The organism is Leifsonia sp. KNZ12-8B, from assembly GCF_056755495.1.
This window is the reverse complement of record NZ_JBPGXM010000029.1, coordinates 18,981-32,549: the sequence shown is the minus strand read 5'-3', so window position 1 is coordinate 32,549 and position 13,569 is coordinate 18,981. Positions and strand designations below refer to the sequence as shown.

15 protein-coding genes and 1 pseudogene are annotated in these 13,569 nt (G+C 71.2%); 10 read left to right on the top strand and 6 right to left on the bottom strand.

Annotated elements, in window-relative coordinates:
• Positions 1–655 (bottom strand): annotated as a pseudogene (locus tag ACR9ZG_RS06850) (hypothetical protein); the annotation flags it as partial.
• A gap of 73 nt (positions 656–728) precedes the next feature.
• Between ACR9ZG_RS06850 and ACR9ZG_RS06845 the strand changes: the two are divergent.
• From ACR9ZG_RS06845 to ACR9ZG_RS06830, 4 genes are read left to right on the top strand one after another with little or no spacing between them, the layout of a single operon-like run.
• Entirely contained in the window at positions 729–1,538 is an 810-nt protein-coding gene (locus ACR9ZG_RS06845; protein ID WP_481284074.1) for a thymidylate synthase, read from the top strand.
• The gene (locus ACR9ZG_RS06840) at positions 1,535–2,029 is read left to right on the top strand and encodes a dihydrofolate reductase (protein ID WP_481284073.1); all 495 of its coding nucleotides are present in this window, start codon (positions 1,535–1,537) and stop codon (positions 2,027–2,029) included. The genes ACR9ZG_RS06845 and ACR9ZG_RS06840 overlap by 4 nt, the downstream gene beginning before the upstream one ends.
• 46 nt (positions 2,030–2,075) lie before the next feature.
• Positions 2,076–2,900, top strand: coding sequence for a hypothetical protein (locus ACR9ZG_RS06835; protein WP_481284072.1), 825 nt, complete (start codon positions 2,076–2,078; stop codon positions 2,898–2,900).
• Complete coding sequence (locus ACR9ZG_RS06830) at positions 2,897–3,091, top strand: hypothetical protein (RefSeq protein ID WP_481284071.1); 195 nt, start codon at positions 2,897–2,899, stop codon at positions 3,089–3,091. Before ACR9ZG_RS06835 ends, ACR9ZG_RS06830 begins: the two co-directional genes overlap by 4 nt.
• 10 nt (positions 3,092–3,101) lie before the next feature.
• Here the strand turns inward: ACR9ZG_RS06830 and ACR9ZG_RS06825 are convergent, their stop codons facing one another.
• Positions 3,102–3,698 carry a DUF1345 domain-containing protein gene (locus ACR9ZG_RS06825; RefSeq protein WP_481284076.1) on the bottom strand — a complete coding sequence of 199 codons (597 nt, stop codon included), beginning with the start codon at positions 3,696–3,698 and terminating at the stop codon, positions 3,102–3,104.
• A 106-nt stretch (positions 3,699–3,804) separates the two neighbouring features.
• Between ACR9ZG_RS06825 and ACR9ZG_RS06820 the strand changes: the two genes are divergently transcribed.
• Both ACR9ZG_RS06820 and ACR9ZG_RS06815 read left to right on the top strand, forming a co-directional pair.
• Complete coding sequence (locus tag ACR9ZG_RS06820) at positions 3,805–5,094, top strand: aspartate aminotransferase type Ic (RefSeq protein WP_481284070.1); 1,290 nt, start codon at positions 3,805–3,807, stop codon at positions 5,092–5,094.
• A 5-nt stretch (positions 5,095–5,099) separates the two neighbouring features.
• Positions 5,100–5,615: a GNAT family N-acetyltransferase gene (locus ACR9ZG_RS06815; RefSeq protein ID WP_481284069.1), complete on the top strand. Its 516-nt coding sequence runs from the start codon at positions 5,100–5,102 to the stop codon at positions 5,613–5,615.
• A 9-nt stretch (positions 5,616–5,624) separates the two neighbouring features.
• On the opposite strand, the gene dhaM is transcribed toward ACR9ZG_RS06815, so the two are convergent.
• The 4 genes from dhaM to trpD are packed head-to-tail and all read right to left on the bottom strand — an operon-like array spanning position 5,625 to position 9,133.
• Complete coding sequence (dhaM, locus tag ACR9ZG_RS06810; RefSeq protein ID WP_481284068.1) at positions 5,625–6,350, bottom strand: dihydroxyacetone kinase phosphoryl donor subunit DhaM; 726 nt, start codon at positions 6,348–6,350, stop codon at positions 5,625–5,627.
• The gene (gene dhaL / locus ACR9ZG_RS06805) at positions 6,343–6,978 is read right to left on the bottom strand and encodes a dihydroxyacetone kinase subunit DhaL (RefSeq protein WP_481284067.1); all 636 of its coding nucleotides are present in this window, start codon (positions 6,976–6,978) and stop codon (positions 6,343–6,345) included. The genes dhaM and dhaL overlap by 8 nt, the downstream gene beginning before the upstream one ends.
• Positions 6,979–7,038: 60 nt before the next feature.
• Positions 7,039–8,040 (bottom strand): dihydroxyacetone kinase subunit DhaK, encoded by a 1,002-nt coding sequence (gene dhaK / locus ACR9ZG_RS06800; RefSeq protein WP_481284066.1) that lies wholly within the window; start codon positions 8,038–8,040, stop codon positions 7,039–7,041.
• Positions 8,041–8,083: 43 nt separating this feature from the next.
• Positions 8,084–9,133: an anthranilate phosphoribosyltransferase gene (gene trpD / locus ACR9ZG_RS06795; protein ID WP_481284065.1), complete on the bottom strand. Its 1,050-nt coding sequence runs from the start codon at positions 9,131–9,133 to the stop codon at positions 8,084–8,086.
• Between the two features lie 131 nt (positions 9,134–9,264).
• Between trpD and ctaE the strand changes: the two genes are divergently transcribed.
• From ctaE to qcrB, 4 genes are read left to right on the top strand one after another with little or no spacing between them, the layout of a single operon-like run.
• Positions 9,265–9,903 carry an aa3-type cytochrome oxidase subunit III gene (gene ctaE / locus ACR9ZG_RS06790; protein ID WP_481284064.1) on the top strand — a complete coding sequence of 213 codons (639 nt, stop codon included), beginning with the start codon at positions 9,265–9,267 and terminating at the stop codon, positions 9,901–9,903.
• Between the two features lie 22 nt (positions 9,904–9,925).
• Entirely contained in the window at positions 9,926–10,762 is an 837-nt protein-coding gene (gene qcrC / locus ACR9ZG_RS06785) for a cytochrome bc1 complex diheme cytochrome c subunit (protein ID WP_481284063.1), read from the top strand.
• Between the two features lie 43 nt (positions 10,763–10,805).
• Entirely contained in the window at positions 10,806–11,879 is a 1,074-nt protein-coding gene (gene qcrA / locus ACR9ZG_RS06780; RefSeq protein ID WP_481284062.1) for a cytochrome bc1 complex Rieske iron-sulfur subunit, read from the top strand.
• A complete protein-coding gene (gene qcrB, locus ACR9ZG_RS06775) occupies positions 11,876–13,492 on the top strand; it encodes a cytochrome bc1 complex cytochrome b subunit (protein ID WP_481284061.1) in 1,617 nt (538 codons plus the stop codon). Before qcrA ends, qcrB begins: the two co-directional genes overlap by 4 nt.
• Positions 13,493–13,569: the final 77 nt, after the last annotated feature.

The following is a 13,569-nucleotide window of genomic DNA, read 5'->3' as shown; positions in this document are numbered from 1 at the left end:
GCTCGGCGCCGGGCGCGGCAGCCGGCTCGGCAGTGGGCTCGGCAGCGGGCTCGGCAGCCGGCTCGGCAGCCGGCGGCGTCACGATCGGGGCGATGGTGATCGCCGGGACGTGCGGCGGCTCGACCTCGGGCTCCGGCTCGACCTCGGGCTCGGGCTCGGGCTCGGGCTCCGGCTCGGCCTCGGGCTCCGGGGCGGCCTCCGGCCCCGGCTGCACGACCGGGATGACGCCGGTCGCACCCGCGACCCACGGGCTGAACGTCGGCTGCGGCCCTGGCCGCTCGCGCCGCATGGGCAGGTCGTCGAAGCTGATCGCCACCGTCGGCGGCCCGACCCAGGCCCCTGCGTCCTCATCCTCCGGCTCGGGCTCCAGCTCGGGCTCGGGCTCCCCGGCATCGACCGGCTCGGTCGCCGGCACCTCGGCTACCGGCTCCACCACCGCCGGCTCCTCGGCCACCGGCTCCGCGACCGCCGGCTCCGCCGCCACCGGCTCCGCCTCCCTCACCTCCACCGGCGCCGCCGCATGCCGCGGCGGCCGCCGCAGCGGACCCGTCGCCGACACGATCGGGATCGCCGACGTGATGCGCGCGACCTCCGCCTCCAGCGCGCTGGCCAACTCGTCGTCGCTGTGACGCTCCCCGGCCGATCCGCGCTCCATACCAGAACATTACGACGCCCGTCCCCGGGGAGTCAGGGGGCACGAGGGGAAGAGGAGAAGTAGCATTCTCTCGATGAGCGCGACGATCCCGACCCCGTACGAAGACCTGCTGCGCGACGTCCTCGCGACCGGCAGCCGCAAGTCCGACCGCACCGGCACCGGGACGCGCAGCGTCTTCGGCCGGCAGCTGCGGTTCGACCTCGCCGAGGGGTTCCCCCTCATCACGACCAAGCGCGTCCACTTCAAGTCGATCGCGTACGAGCTGCTGTGGTTCCTCCGCGGCGAGAGCAATGTCGGCTGGCTGCAGGAGCACGGCGTCACCATCTGGGACGAGTGGGCCGACGAGCGCGGTGAGCTCGGCCCGGTGTACGGCGTGCAGTGGAGGTCGTGGCCGACCCCCGACGGCGGTCACATCGACCAGATCCAGCAGGTGATCGACACCCTCCGCCGCGACCCGGACTCGCGCCGCATCATCGTCTCGGCCTGGAACGTCGCCGAGATCCCCGACATGGCCCTCGCCCCCTGCCACGCCCTGTTCCAGTTCTACGTCGCCGACGGCAGGCTGTCGTGCCAGCTGTACCAGCGCAGCGCCGACCTGTTCCTCGGCGTGCCGTTCAACATCGCCAGCTACGCCCTCCTCACCCTCATGGTCGCCCAGCAGGTCGGCCTCGAGCCGGGCGAGTTCGTCTGGACCGGCGGCGACTGCCACATCTACGACAACCACGTGGAGCAGGTGAGCGAGCAGCTGACGCGCGACCCGTTCCCGGCCCCGCGGCTGCGCTTCGCCCGCACCCCGGACAGCATCTTCGACTACCGCTACGAGGACTTCGTGGTGGAGGACTACCAGCACCACCCGGCCATCCGCGCCGCCGTCGCCGTATGAGCGTCGCCCTCATCTGGGCCCAGGCCCACGACCGGGTCATCGGCGCGGGCGGAGTCATGCCGTGGCATCTGCCGGAGGACATGAAGCGTTTCCGCGCGCTGACCTCCGGCTTTCCGGTGGTCATGGGCCGCCGCACGTGGGAGTCGCTCCCCGAGCGCTTCCGCCCGCTGCCCGGCCGCCGCAACCTGGTGGTGACCAGGCAGCCCGGCTGGACCTCCCCCGGCGCCGAGGTCGTGCACACCGTCGAGGAGGCGCTGGCCGCCGAGCCCGCCGACGGCACGCTCTGGGTGATCGGCGGCGCCGAGCTCTACCGCCAGACCCTCCCCGCCGCCGACCGCATCGAGCTGACCGAGCTCGACCTCGCCGTCGACGGCGACACCCGCGCCCCGGAGCCGGGCCCGGAATGGCGCGCCGACCCCGCCTCCTCCGCCGACTGGCTGACGGCGGAGAACGGCATCCGATACCGCTTCACCACCCTGCGCCGCGCCTGACCGGCCGCGGTACATCAATGTCAGCGGCACCCGTTATGGTCGTCGGGTGGCATCGCGTTCGACCCTCCTCGTCGACGGTTTCCGGCTTGCCGCGTGGACGCTCGCGCCGATCGCCCTGACGGCAGCGGTCTCGATACTCGGGATCATGGCCTCGTCCGCCGGACCGGACGCCGCCGTGCTCCGTGCGTGGGCGCTTGCCTGCGCCGCCCTGCTCGGCACGCTGCTGCTCGTCAAAGGCATCCGCGACCACCGTTGGGGCCGCTCCCTCGAGAAGGCGCGTTATGACGCAGTGCGCGAACTCCACAACACGCTCGGCCCGGCTCTCGATCTGATGACCGAGCTGGCCATCCTCGATCCGTCCGAGAAGGCGGCGCGCGAGGCCCAGCTCGAGAAGATCGCGGACCAGTGCTGCGGCGCCCTCGTCGCCATGACGCCACGCGGTGTCGAGGCACGAGCCGTCGTCTTCGCGCTGAAGGCGGCTCCCGACCGGCTGGAGGCCATCGGGCGGTTCGGCCGGAACGACGTCCCTCGCCGCTTCCTGCTCGGCGAGCCCGCCGGCGAGGAGATCATGGAATACCTCCAAGCCGACCCGCCACTCGGCGCGCAGCTCTACCCCGATGTACGAAGGCGTGCGCCACGCGAGTACGAGGGTCGCAGCGACCGCTACCGCACGTTCGTCCGCGTCCCCATCTGGTCCAGCGGCGTGCTGTTCGGCATGCTCGTGATGGACGCTCCCAGGCCGAAGAGCCTTCTCGAGGGCGACACGCTCCTGGCGGAGCTGGTCGCGGCAGAGCTCGCCGCCGCCTTCGCCATCGCCGCACCCGGACCCCCTCCTCCGATGTCAGCCCCAGGGCATACACTCATCCCATGACCACCCACGTCGAAGTCTCGCCGGGCGGAATCGGCTTCGTCCGCACCACGGCGAAGAAGATCATCCCCGGCGAGCCCGCGGCCGCTCGCGGCGCGCGTCGACGTGCGTGGATCGCCGGCCGGAGCGAGGGCACCACCCCTTCCCCGACCGCGGGTGAGCGTTCGGCCTCCGCCGAGCGCACGTCGCGCTAGCTGCCGCTCGCTACAGCCCCGCCACCAGGTTCACCGTCGTCGCCAGGATGACCGAACCGAACAGGTACGACAGCAGCGTGTGCCGGAGGATCGCCTGCCGGATGTACGAGCTGCTGACGTTCGTGTCCGACACCTGGAACGTCATCCCGAGCGTGAACGCCAGATAGGCGAAGTCGCTGTACTTCGGCGGCTCGTCCTGGTTGAAGTCGATGCCGCCGTCCTTGAGGTAGTACATCCGCGCGTACCGCAGCGTGTACAGCGTGTGGACGAGCAGCCACGACAGCGCGACGCTCACCACCGCGAGCAGCGCCACGACGAGCTGGCGGCCGCCCGAGAGGTGCCGCGCGTCCACCACGATGTAGACGACGGCGACCACGCTGGCGGCGCTCGCGAGCAGCAGCAGGAGGTCGCTGGTCCGCCTCCCCGGGTCCTCCAGCGTCGCGTGCAGCCGGGTCTGCGTCGCGTCGAGCCGCCATACCCGCAGCCACACCCAGAGCACGTACACGACGCACGCGGCGGCCCAGCCTGCGATCACCGCGTAGCGCCACTGGTCGGCCACGCCCACGGCCACGCCGGTCAGCACCCCGGCCGCGAGCGCCACCGCCATGCGCAGCCGCGACCGTCCGCGTCCGCGCTCCACCTCATCCGTCACACTCGGATGCTCGCACACCGTGCCGCCCGTCGCCGTCGCCGCGCGCCGGTACGATCGGAACGTGACCACCGCCGCCTCGCCCCTCGCCGACCTCGACACCCCGGCCCTCCTCGCCGCCCGCGACGCCTTCTCGGCCGCGTACGACGAGCTGAAGGAGGCCCGCCTCACCCTCGACCTGACCCGCGGCAAGCCGGCGGCCGAGCAGCTCGACCTGTCGAACGACCTGCTCCGCCTGCCCGACGGCGAGTACCGCGACGCGTCCGGTCTCGACCTGCGCAACTACGGCGGCGCCGAGGGCCTGCCCGAGCTGCGCGAGATGTTCTCCGACGCCCTGCGCGTGCCTGTCTCGCGCCTGCTCGCGCTCGGCAACTCCAGCCTCACGCTGATGCACGACACGATCGTCCAGGCGCTGCTGCACGGCGTCCCCGGCGGCGACGCGCCGTGGGCGACCCGCCCGATCAGCTTCCTCGCGCCGGTGCCCGGTTACGACCGGCACTTCACCATCTGCGAGCGGTACGGCATCCGTCTGATCCCGGTCCCGATGAACGACGACGGACCCGACGTGGAGGCCGTGGCCTCGCTGCTCGCGGCCGACGACTCCATCAAGGGCATGTGGTGCGTCCCGGTCTACTCCAACCCGACCGGAGCGGTGTACAGCGAGGAGGTCGTGCGCGCCCTCGTCTCGCTGCCCGCCGCCCCCGACTTCCGCCTGTTCTGGGACAACGCGTACGCCGTGCACCACCTCACCGACGAGCGGCCCGAGCCGATCGACGTGCTCTCCCTGGCCGCCGAGGCCGGCAACCCGGACCGCCCGCTGATCTTCGCCTCCACCTCCAAGGTCACCTACCCGGGCGCCGGCGTGGCGTTCGTCGGGGCGTCGGAGGCGAATGTCGCCTGGTTCAAGCACAACCTGTCGGCGCAGAGCATCGGCCCCGACAAGATCAACCAGCTGCGTCACGTCCGTCTGCTCGGCGACGCGGCGGGCCTCGCGGAGCACATGGAGAAGCACCGCGCCATCCTCGCGCCCAAGTTCGACGCCGTCGACCGCGTGTTCCGCGACCGGCTCTCCCTCTGGGGGGCCGGCGAGTGGACGGCCCCGAAGGGCGGATACTTCGTCAGCCTCGACGTGCTGGAGGGTGCGGCCGCCCGCGCCGTCCAGCTCGCCAAGGAGGCGGGCATCGCCGTGACCCCCGCCGGCGCGACATTCCCGTACGGCGACGACCCGCGCGACGCCAACATCCGCATCGCCCCCACCTTCCCGCCGCTGGGTGAGCTGACGACGGCCCTGGAGGGGCTGTGCACGGCCATCCTGCTCGCGGAGGCGGAGACGCTGCTCGCCGCCCGGAGCTGACCGGCATGCAGGAGCCGCCGCGCGAGTGGACCGTCCGCGCCAGCGTGGAGGCCGACTGGCGTGCGTACCGCGACCTGCGGCTCGAGATGCTCGCCGACACCCCGATCGCGTTCCTCGAGACGCTGGACGACGCCCGCCGCCACTCCGAGGAGCACTGGCGCCGCCGCGCCGCGAACGCGTCGCCGACCGGGCGGCTGTTCGCGGCGGTCGCGCCGGACGGCAGCTGGCTCGGCAGCATGGGCGGCTTCCATGCGACGGGCGCCCCCGACCCGCACCTCGTGGGCGTGTACGTCACGCCGGAGTACCGCGGCCGGGCGGCGGGCGTCACCGACGCGCTGCTCGACGCGGTCATCGACTGGGCGCGCGGTCGCGGCGACCGGCTGCTGCTGGAGGTGCACGAGCACAACGCGCCGGCCATCCGCTACTACGAGCGCCGCGGCTTCACGTTCACCGGCAACACGCTGCCGTATCCGCTCGACCGCACCGCGACGGAGCGGGAGATGGCGCTGCCGCTCGGCTGAGCGGCCACGCTAGATCTCCCCGAAACCCGTCTCGACCAGCGCGGCGAGGGCGTCGACGGCCTCCCGGCCCTCGAGGTCGTCCGTCGCGATCGTCGCCGTCGACCCCGCGGTGAGCCCGAGCGACATGACGCCGAGCAGGCTCTTCGCATCCTTGCCGTTGACCGTCACCTTCGCCGGGAACGTGTTGGCGAGCTTGACGAAATCCGCCGCCGGGCGCGCGTGCAGGCCCTGCGGGTTGCGCACGAGCACCTCGCGCACGTACCGGCCGCCCGCCTCGCTCGGGGGTGTGGAGGCCGCGGCCGGCTCGGCAGCGGCCGGCTCGGCCGGCGACGCCTCCTCCCCGGCCCATGCGGTCCGCGCGCCCTCGGCCGCGGCTGCGACCCCGGCCAGGTCCGCACCGGTCTCGGCCGCGACGGACGCCGCCACACCGCCCTCCACGAACGGCACGTCCACGACCCGCACCCGTGCGCGCTCGTCCTCCGGAAGCATGTCGAGCACCGTCTCGGCGGTGAGCAGCGCCGAGCCGAGGTCGCTGATGACGACCACCCCCGCGCCCGCGTCCGCCTCGCCGACCGCCGACATCACCTTCGTGAAGCTGGTCCCGATGCCGCCGTCGTCCGTCCCGCCCGCGGCGAGCAGCCGGACCGACGGCGCCATCTGCCCCGCGAGGGCGACGGCGCCGGCAGCCAGCTGCTCGCTGTGCGAGACGAAGACGATGCCGATCCGGTCACTCATCCGTGACCCCCGCGGCGGCGCGCAGGAGCAGCGCCGTCGACTGCGCGCCGGGGTCGCGGTGGCCGGCGGACCGCTCGCCGAGGTAGCTCGCCCTGCCCTTGCGGGCGACGAGCGGCTCGGTGGCCGCTGCGCCCTGCTCGGCGGCCTCCGCGGCCGCCGCGAGGATGTCGTGCGCCGAGGCGCCCCCGTCCTGCGCGGCGGCCGCGGCGTCGACCGCCGGGGTCCAGGCGTCGACCATCGTCTTGTCGCCGGGCTCCGCCTTGCCGCGGGACACGATCCCGTCGCGGGCCGCCCTGAGCATCGCCACGAGCGTCGCTCCGTCGATCTCCTCGGCCGTGCCCGCCGGCTCCGCCGCCTTCAGGAAGGCGGTGCCGTAGAGCGGGCCGGAGGCGCCGCCGCCCGTCGAGATCAGCGTCATCGCGACCGCCCGCAGGGCGGCGCCGGGCGCCGACCCCTCCGGCAGCCCGTCGAGCGCCGTGACCGCGGCGCGCAGGCCGCGGTCCATGTTCTCGCCGTGGTCGCCGTCGCCGATCTCGCGGTCGAGGGTGTTCAGCTCGTGCTTGTGCTCCCCGATGGCCGCCGCAGCGGCGGTCATCCAGGCCCGCACCCAGTCCGTGTCCAGCGTCATCGACGCGTCCTTCCTCTCAGTCCAGCTCGTGTCTCTGTTCGCGCGCGGTGCCCGGCGCGGTCACTCGCCCCAGCGCAGGGCGGCCGTGTGCACCGGTGCGTCCCACAGGGCGGTGAGCTCGTCGTCCAGCTTCAGCACGGTGATGGAGGCGCCCTGCATCTCCAGCGAGGTGACGTAGCTGCCCACGAGCGACCGGGACAGGGTGATGCCGCGCTCGTCGAGGATCTCGGCGGCGCGGCGGAACAGGATGTAGAGCTCCGACAGCGGCGTCCCGCCCATCCCGTTGACGAAGAGCAGCACCCGGTCGCCGGACGAGAACGGCAGATCGCCGAGGATCGCCTCCATCATCCGGTCCACCAGCCGGTCGGCCGGCTCGAGCTTGATCCGCTCGCGGCCGGGCTCGCCGTGGATGCCGACGCCGAACTCGATCTCGTCCTCGGGGAGGACGAAGCCGGGCTCCCCCGCGTGCGGCACGGTGCCGTCGGTGAGGGCGAGGCCGATCGAGCGGACGCTGGCGTTCACCCGCTCGGCGACCGCTGTGACGGCGTCCAGGTCGTCGCCGCGATCGGCCGCAGCGCCCGCGATCTTCTCCACGAGCACGGTCCCGGCGACGCCGCGGCGGCCCGCGGTGTAGAGGGAGTCCTGCACGGCGACGTCGTCGTTCGTGACGACGGAGCGCACCTGGATGCCCTCGGCGCCGACCAGGTCGGCCGCCGTCTCGAAGTTCAGCACGTCTCCGGTGTAGTTCTTGACGATGTGGAGGACGCCGGCGCCGCCGTCGGCGGCCTTGGTCGCCTCCACGATCGGCATCGGCGTCGGCGAGGTGAAGACCTCGCCCGGAACGGCGGCGTCGAGCATCCCCCTGCCGACGAAGCCGGCGTGGAGGGGCTCGTGGCCGCTGCCGCCACCGCTGACCAGGCCGACCTTGCCGCGCACAGGGCCATCGGCCCGTGCGACGAACTTCGGATCCTGCGACACCCTCACGATGTCGGCGTGAGCCCGGCCGAACCCGGCGAGGGACTCGGTCACGACGTCGGGCACGTCGTTGATGAGCTTCTTCATCGAAACCCTTCCTTTCCATTCCGGTGGGGCGGTCCCCACCTCGTCAATGCGTCGCCGCCACCCATTCGTCGAGCTTCGCGGCCGCGGCCCCGGAGTCGATGGCGTGGGCGGCGACCGCCATGTGCGAACGGAACCGATCCAGGATGGACTCCTGGACCCTCGACGGGTCGGACGCGAGCTCGTAGGACACGAGCCCGGCCGCCGCGTTGAGCAGGACGATGTCGCGCACGGGGCCCTCTTCGCCCGCGAGCACGGCACGCACGACGGCCGCGTTGTACGCGGCGTCCTTGCCGAGCAGGTCCTCGATCCGCGCCCGGGGCAGTCCCAGGTCGCGCGGGTCGATGTCGTGCTCGGTGACGAGGCCCCTCGAGACCTCCCAGACATGGCTGTGACCGGTGGTCGACAGCTCGTCGAGCCCGTCGTCGCCGCGGAAGACCAGCGCGGTCGCGCCGCGGGTCTGGAACACGCCGACGATGAGCGGGATGCGGTCGAGCGTCGCGACGCCGACCGCGGACGCCTCGGGCCGCGCCGGGTTGCACAGCGGGCCGAGGTAGTTGAAGACGGTCGGCACGCCGAGCTGCGACCGCACCGGGCCGGCGTTGGCGAACCCCGGATGGAACGCGCTCGCGAACGCGAAGGTGATCCCGGTGGTCTGCAGCACCTCGGCGACGCGCTCCGGCGGCAGGGTCAGGTCGATCCCGAGCGCGGCGAGCACATCGGACGAGCCCGACGAGGAGCTCGCCGCCCGGTTGCCGTGCTTGATCACCGGCACACCGGTCGCCGCCGCGATGATCGAGGCCGTCGTCGACACGTTCACCGTGCCGAACCGGTCGCCTCCCGTGCCGACGATGTCGAGCGCCATCGGGTCGACCGGCAGCGGGACGGCGTGGTCCAGGATGGCGTCGCGGAAGCCGACGATCTCGTCGACGGTCTCGCCCTTGGCCCGCAGCGCCACCAGGAACGCGGCCAGCTGGGCCTCCGTCGCCTCCCCCGTCATGACCTGGTTCATGGCCCACGCCGCGTCCGCCACGCTGAGATCGTCGCCCGCGAGGAGGGCGGTGAGCACGGAGGACCAGGACTGCGATGGGGCCATGTCACGATCCTATGGGGACGCGACACGCCACGGGGAGCATCGTTCCGGGCGCCGCCCGAGCCGGGTCCCACCGGAATCGAGGCTGATTCTTGCCTGCCAGGTGAGAAAACCACGGGTTCTTTTCAGCCATAATGGGTTACGTGACGAGCACCTCAATTTCTCCCGCTGCGACCGCGCCGGCCATCAACCGGCCCAACGTCGTCGCCGTCGGCACGATCGTCTGGCTCGGCTCCGAGGTGATGTTCTTCGCGGGTCTGTTCGCGATCTACTTCACGCTCAAGTCGACCTCTCCCGATCTGTGGGCGGCGGAGACCCAGCACCTGAACATCCCCTACTCGCTGACGAACACGATCATCCTGGTCGCCAGTTCGTTCACCTGCCAGTTCGGGGTGTTCGCGGCGGAGCGCCTGCAGCCGCGCCGCACGAGCTGGAGCCCGGCCAAGTGGGGAATGGTCGAGTGGTTCACGCTCTCGTACATCCTCGGCGCGGTCTTCGTGTCCGGGCAGATCCTCGAGTACGCGACGCTGGTCTCCGAGGGCATCTCCCTCAGCTCCAACGCGTACGGCTCTGCGTTCTACCTGACCACCGGTTTCCACGGCCTGCACGTGACCGGCGGTCTCATCGCCTTCCTGCTCGTGATCGGCCGCGCGTTCGCGGTCAAGACCTTCGGCCACAAGGAGGCGACCAGCGCCATCGTCGTCTCGTACTACTGGCACTTCGTCGACGTCGTGTGGATCGGGCTGTTCGCGGTCATCTACATCATCCGATAGAAACAGGAGCTGACCTCACCCCATGCGTCCCCGACTCTCCGGTAAAGCACCGAACGGCACCGCGGCGAAGCCCGTCCGCAAGACAGGCCGTCGTCACCCCATCGCCACGGTCGCGCTGCTCGTCGTCGGCCTCGGCCTCACCGGTGGCGCCTACGCCGCCGTCACCACCACGACCGCGTCCGCCGAGACGGCCCCCGCGGCCGCCTCGCAGGCCAGCGTCGACGAGGGCAAGAAGCTCTTCCAGGCCAACTGCGCCACCTGCCACGGCATGGAGGCCCAGGGCACCGAGGTCGCCCCGAGCCTGATCGGCGTCGGTGCGGCGTCGGTCGACTTCCAGGTCGGCACCGGCCGCATGCCGATGCAGATGCAGGGCCCGCAGGCCCAGGAGAAGCCGGTCCAGTTCACCGACGAGCAGGTCGCGGCCCTGGCCGCCTACGTCGCCTCGCTCGCCCCCGGCCCGTCGATCCCCGAGCAGAAGTACCTCGACGGCAAGGGCGACGCCGCCCGCGGCGCCGAGCTGTTCCGCATCAACTGCGCGATGTGCCACAACGTCGCCGGCGCCGGCGGTGCGCTCACCGAGGGCAAGTACGCGCCCGCGCTCACCGGCGTCAGCGCCCAGCACATCTACGAGGCCATGATCACGGGCCCGCAGAACATGCCGGTCTTCAACGACCTGAACATCGACCCGCAGGGCAAGGCCGACATCATCACGTACCTCAAGTTCATCCAGAACAACCCGTCCCCCGGCGGGTTCGAGCTCGGCAACCTCGGCCCGGTGGCCGAGGGCCTGTTCCTCTGGATCTTCGGCCTCGGCGCCATCGTGGCCCTCACCGTGTGGATCACGGCGAAGTCCAACTAGCCGGCCGGTACTTGAGCGTAGAAACAGCGTAAGAAGGAGAACAATGGCACAGGACGAGAACGGCGGTCACGAGCTGACGCCTGCTGGATCGTCAGCCGCCGACCAGCACCGTACCGGCGATGTCGGGACGGCGGTCGTCGTCCGCGACGCCGTCGAGAACCCCGGCTTCCCGCCGCACCGCCCGCGGGTCACCGACCTCGACCCCAAGAAGGAGCGCCGTGCGGAGCGCACGGTCTACACGCTGTTCTACCTGTCGATCGTCGGCAGCGTCTGGGCGGTGGCCGCCTACCTGGCGTTCCCGATCAACGAGAGCGACCTCGGCTCCGTCCGCCTGAACAACCTGTTCATCGGCATCGGCGGCGCGCTCGCCCTCCTCGCGATCGGCATCGGCGCCGTGCACTGGGGCAAGGCCCTCATGCACGAGAAGGAAGGCGTCGACCTCCGTCACCCGGTGCGCGGCAGCGTTCAGACCACCGAGCGCGCGGCGGAGATCTTCCGCCAGGCCGACGAGGAGTCCGGCTTCAGCCGCCGCACCCTGGTGCGCAACAGCCTCATCGGCGCCCTGATCGCCTTCCCGCTGCCCGCCGTCGTCCTGTTCCGCGGTCTCGCGCCGCAGGGTGAGGACCCGGCCGAGCTGCTGGCCAACACGATGTGGAAGAAGGGCGTCCGCCTCACCCGCGACCCCTCCGGCACCCCGATCAAGGCGTCGGACGTCACGCTCGGCAGCGCCTTCCACGTCATCCCGGAGGGGCTCAACGACTCCGAGAACCTGCTGGAGGAGAAGGCCAAGGCGGCCGTGCTCCTCATGCGCCTCAAGCCCGAGGACCTGCACGTGTCCAAGGGCCGCGAGAACTGGAACTACGACGGCATCGTCGCGTACTCCAAGATCTGCACGCACGTCGGCTGCCCGGTGGCGCTGTACGAGCAGCAGACCCACCACCTGCTCTGCCCGTGCCACCAGTCGCAGTTCGACATCACGCACGAGGCGCAGGTCATCTTCGGACCGGCGAAGCGACCCCTGCCGCAGCTGCCGATCACCGTTGACGCCGACGGTTACCTGGTCGCCCGCAGCGACTTCACCGAGCCCGTCGGCCCGAGCTTCTGGGAGCGTCATTGAGCACCACAGCCGCCGCACCCGCGGCAACCACGACGGCCTCGAAGGGCGGGTTCACGGCAGCGGCCGCGAACTACCTCGAGGACCGCACCAGCATCTCGGGCGCCGTCAAGGAGTTCGGACGCAAGATCTTCCCCGACCACTGGTCGTTCCTGCTGGGTGAGGTGGCGCTCTACAGCTTCATCGTCATCCTGCTCTCCGGCACCTTCCTGACCTTCTTCTTCCAGGCGTCGATGGCCGAGGTCGTGTACCACGGCTCCTACGTCCCGCTGAAGGGCATCCAGATGTCGGCGGCGATGGAGTCGACGCTCAACATCTCGTTCGAGGTGCGCGGCGGCCTGCTGGTCCGGCAGATCCACCACTGGGCGGCACTGCTGTTCGTGGCGGCCATCGGCCTCCACATGCTCCGCATCTTCTTCACCGGCGCGTTCCGCAAGCCGCGCGAGCTCAACTGGGTGATCGGCTTCGTGCTGTTCATCCTCGCGATGGCCGAGGGCTTCACCGGCTACTCCCTCCCGGACGACCTGCTCTCGGGCAACGGCCTCCGCATCATCGACGGCCTGATCAAGGGCCTGCCGGTGGTCGGCACCTGGATCTCGTTCCTGCTGTTCGGCGGCGAGTTCCCCGGCACGGCCATCGTCGGCCGTCTGTACACGCTGCACATCCTGCTGCTGCCCGCGCTCGTGGTCGCGTTCATCGCGCTGCACCTGATGTTCGTGGTCATCCACAAGCACACGCAGTACGCGGCGCCCGGACGCACGCAGGGCAACGTGGTCGGTTACCCGGTCCTCCCGGTGTACGCGGCCAAGGCCGGCGGCTTCTTCTTCATCGTGTTCGGCGTCGTCGTCCTGATGGCGTCGCTCTTCACGATCAACCCGATCTGGAACTACGGCCCGTACGACCCCTCCCCGGTGTCCGCGGGTACGCAGCCCGACTGGTACATCGGCTTCGCCGACGGCGCGCTGCGTCTGGTCCCGCCGGGCTGGGAGTTCGTCTGGCTGGACCGCACCTGGTCGTTCAACATCATCGTCCCGGTCGCGATCCTCGGTCTGTTCATCGTCACCGTCATGATCTACCCGTTCATCGAGGCATGGATCACGGGCGACAAGCGCGAGCACCACATCCTGGACCGTCCGCGCAACGCGGCGACCCGTACGGCCATCGGTGCCGCCGGCGTCACGTTCTACGCGGTCTTCTGGGCTGCGGCCAGCTCGGACCTCATCGCGACGCACTTCAAGCTGACGATGGAGGGTGTCATCCACACCCTGCAGGCGCTGCTCTTCCTCGGCCCGCTCATCGCCTTCGTGGTGACGCGCCGGGTCTGCCTCGCCCTGCAGAAGAAGGACCGCTCGATCGCCCTGCACGGCTACGAGTCGGGCCGCATCGTCAAGCTCCCGGGCGGCGAGTTCATCGAGGTCCACGAGCAGCTCAGCGACTACGAGCGCTGGCGTCTGGTGAGCTTCGAGGCCTACGAGCCGCTGATGCTGCGCCCGAACAAGCGCGGCAAGATCACCGTCGGCAACCGGATGCGCGCGGGACTCTCCCGCTGGTTCTTCGAGGACCGCATCCTGCCCCCGACCCGGGGTGAGCTCGAGTCGGGTCACGGTCACCACTGACCGTTCCACCCGCCGTGGAAGCGCCGGCCGCGTTCAACGCGCCGGCGCTTTCGCGTATCCGCCGCCGCATCAGCCGC

Excerpts from the sequence above, each read along its gene's own strand:
- ACR9ZG_RS06845 (WP_481284074.1), top strand. The coding sequence starts at position 729 with ATGAGCGCGACGATCCCGACCCCGTACGAAGACCTGCTGCGCGACGTC.
- ACR9ZG_RS06840 (WP_481284073.1), top strand. The coding sequence starts at position 1,535 with ATGAGCGTCGCCCTCATCTGGGCCCAGGCCCACGACCGGGTCATCGGC.
- ACR9ZG_RS06830 (WP_481284071.1), top strand. The coding sequence starts at position 2,897 with ATGACCACCCACGTCGAAGTCTCGCCGGGCGGAATCGGCTTCGTCCGC.
- ACR9ZG_RS06825 (WP_481284076.1), bottom strand. The coding sequence starts at position 3,698 with ATGGCGGTGGCGCTCGCGGCCGGGGTGCTGACCGGCGTGGCCGTGGGC.
- ACR9ZG_RS06815 (WP_481284069.1), top strand. The coding sequence starts at position 5,100 with ATGCAGGAGCCGCCGCGCGAGTGGACCGTCCGCGCCAGCGTGGAGGCC.
- dhaM (WP_481284068.1), bottom strand. The coding sequence starts at position 6,350 with ATGAGTGACCGGATCGGCATCGTCTTCGTCTCGCACAGCGAGCAGCTG.
- dhaL (WP_481284067.1), bottom strand. The coding sequence starts at position 6,978 with ATGACGCTGGACACGGACTGGGTGCGGGCCTGGATGACCGCCGCTGCG.
- dhaK (WP_481284066.1), bottom strand. The coding sequence starts at position 8,040 with ATGAAGAAGCTCATCAACGACGTGCCCGACGTCGTGACCGAGTCCCTC.
- trpD (WP_481284065.1), bottom strand. The coding sequence starts at position 9,133 with ATGGCCCCATCGCAGTCCTGGTCCTCCGTGCTCACCGCCCTCCTCGCG.
- ctaE (WP_481284064.1), top strand. The coding sequence starts at position 9,265 with ATGGGTTACGTGACGAGCACCTCAATTTCTCCCGCTGCGACCGCGCCG.
- qcrC (WP_481284063.1), top strand. The coding sequence starts at position 9,926 with ATGCGTCCCCGACTCTCCGGTAAAGCACCGAACGGCACCGCGGCGAAG.
- qcrA (WP_481284062.1), top strand. The coding sequence starts at position 10,806 with ATGGCACAGGACGAGAACGGCGGTCACGAGCTGACGCCTGCTGGATCG.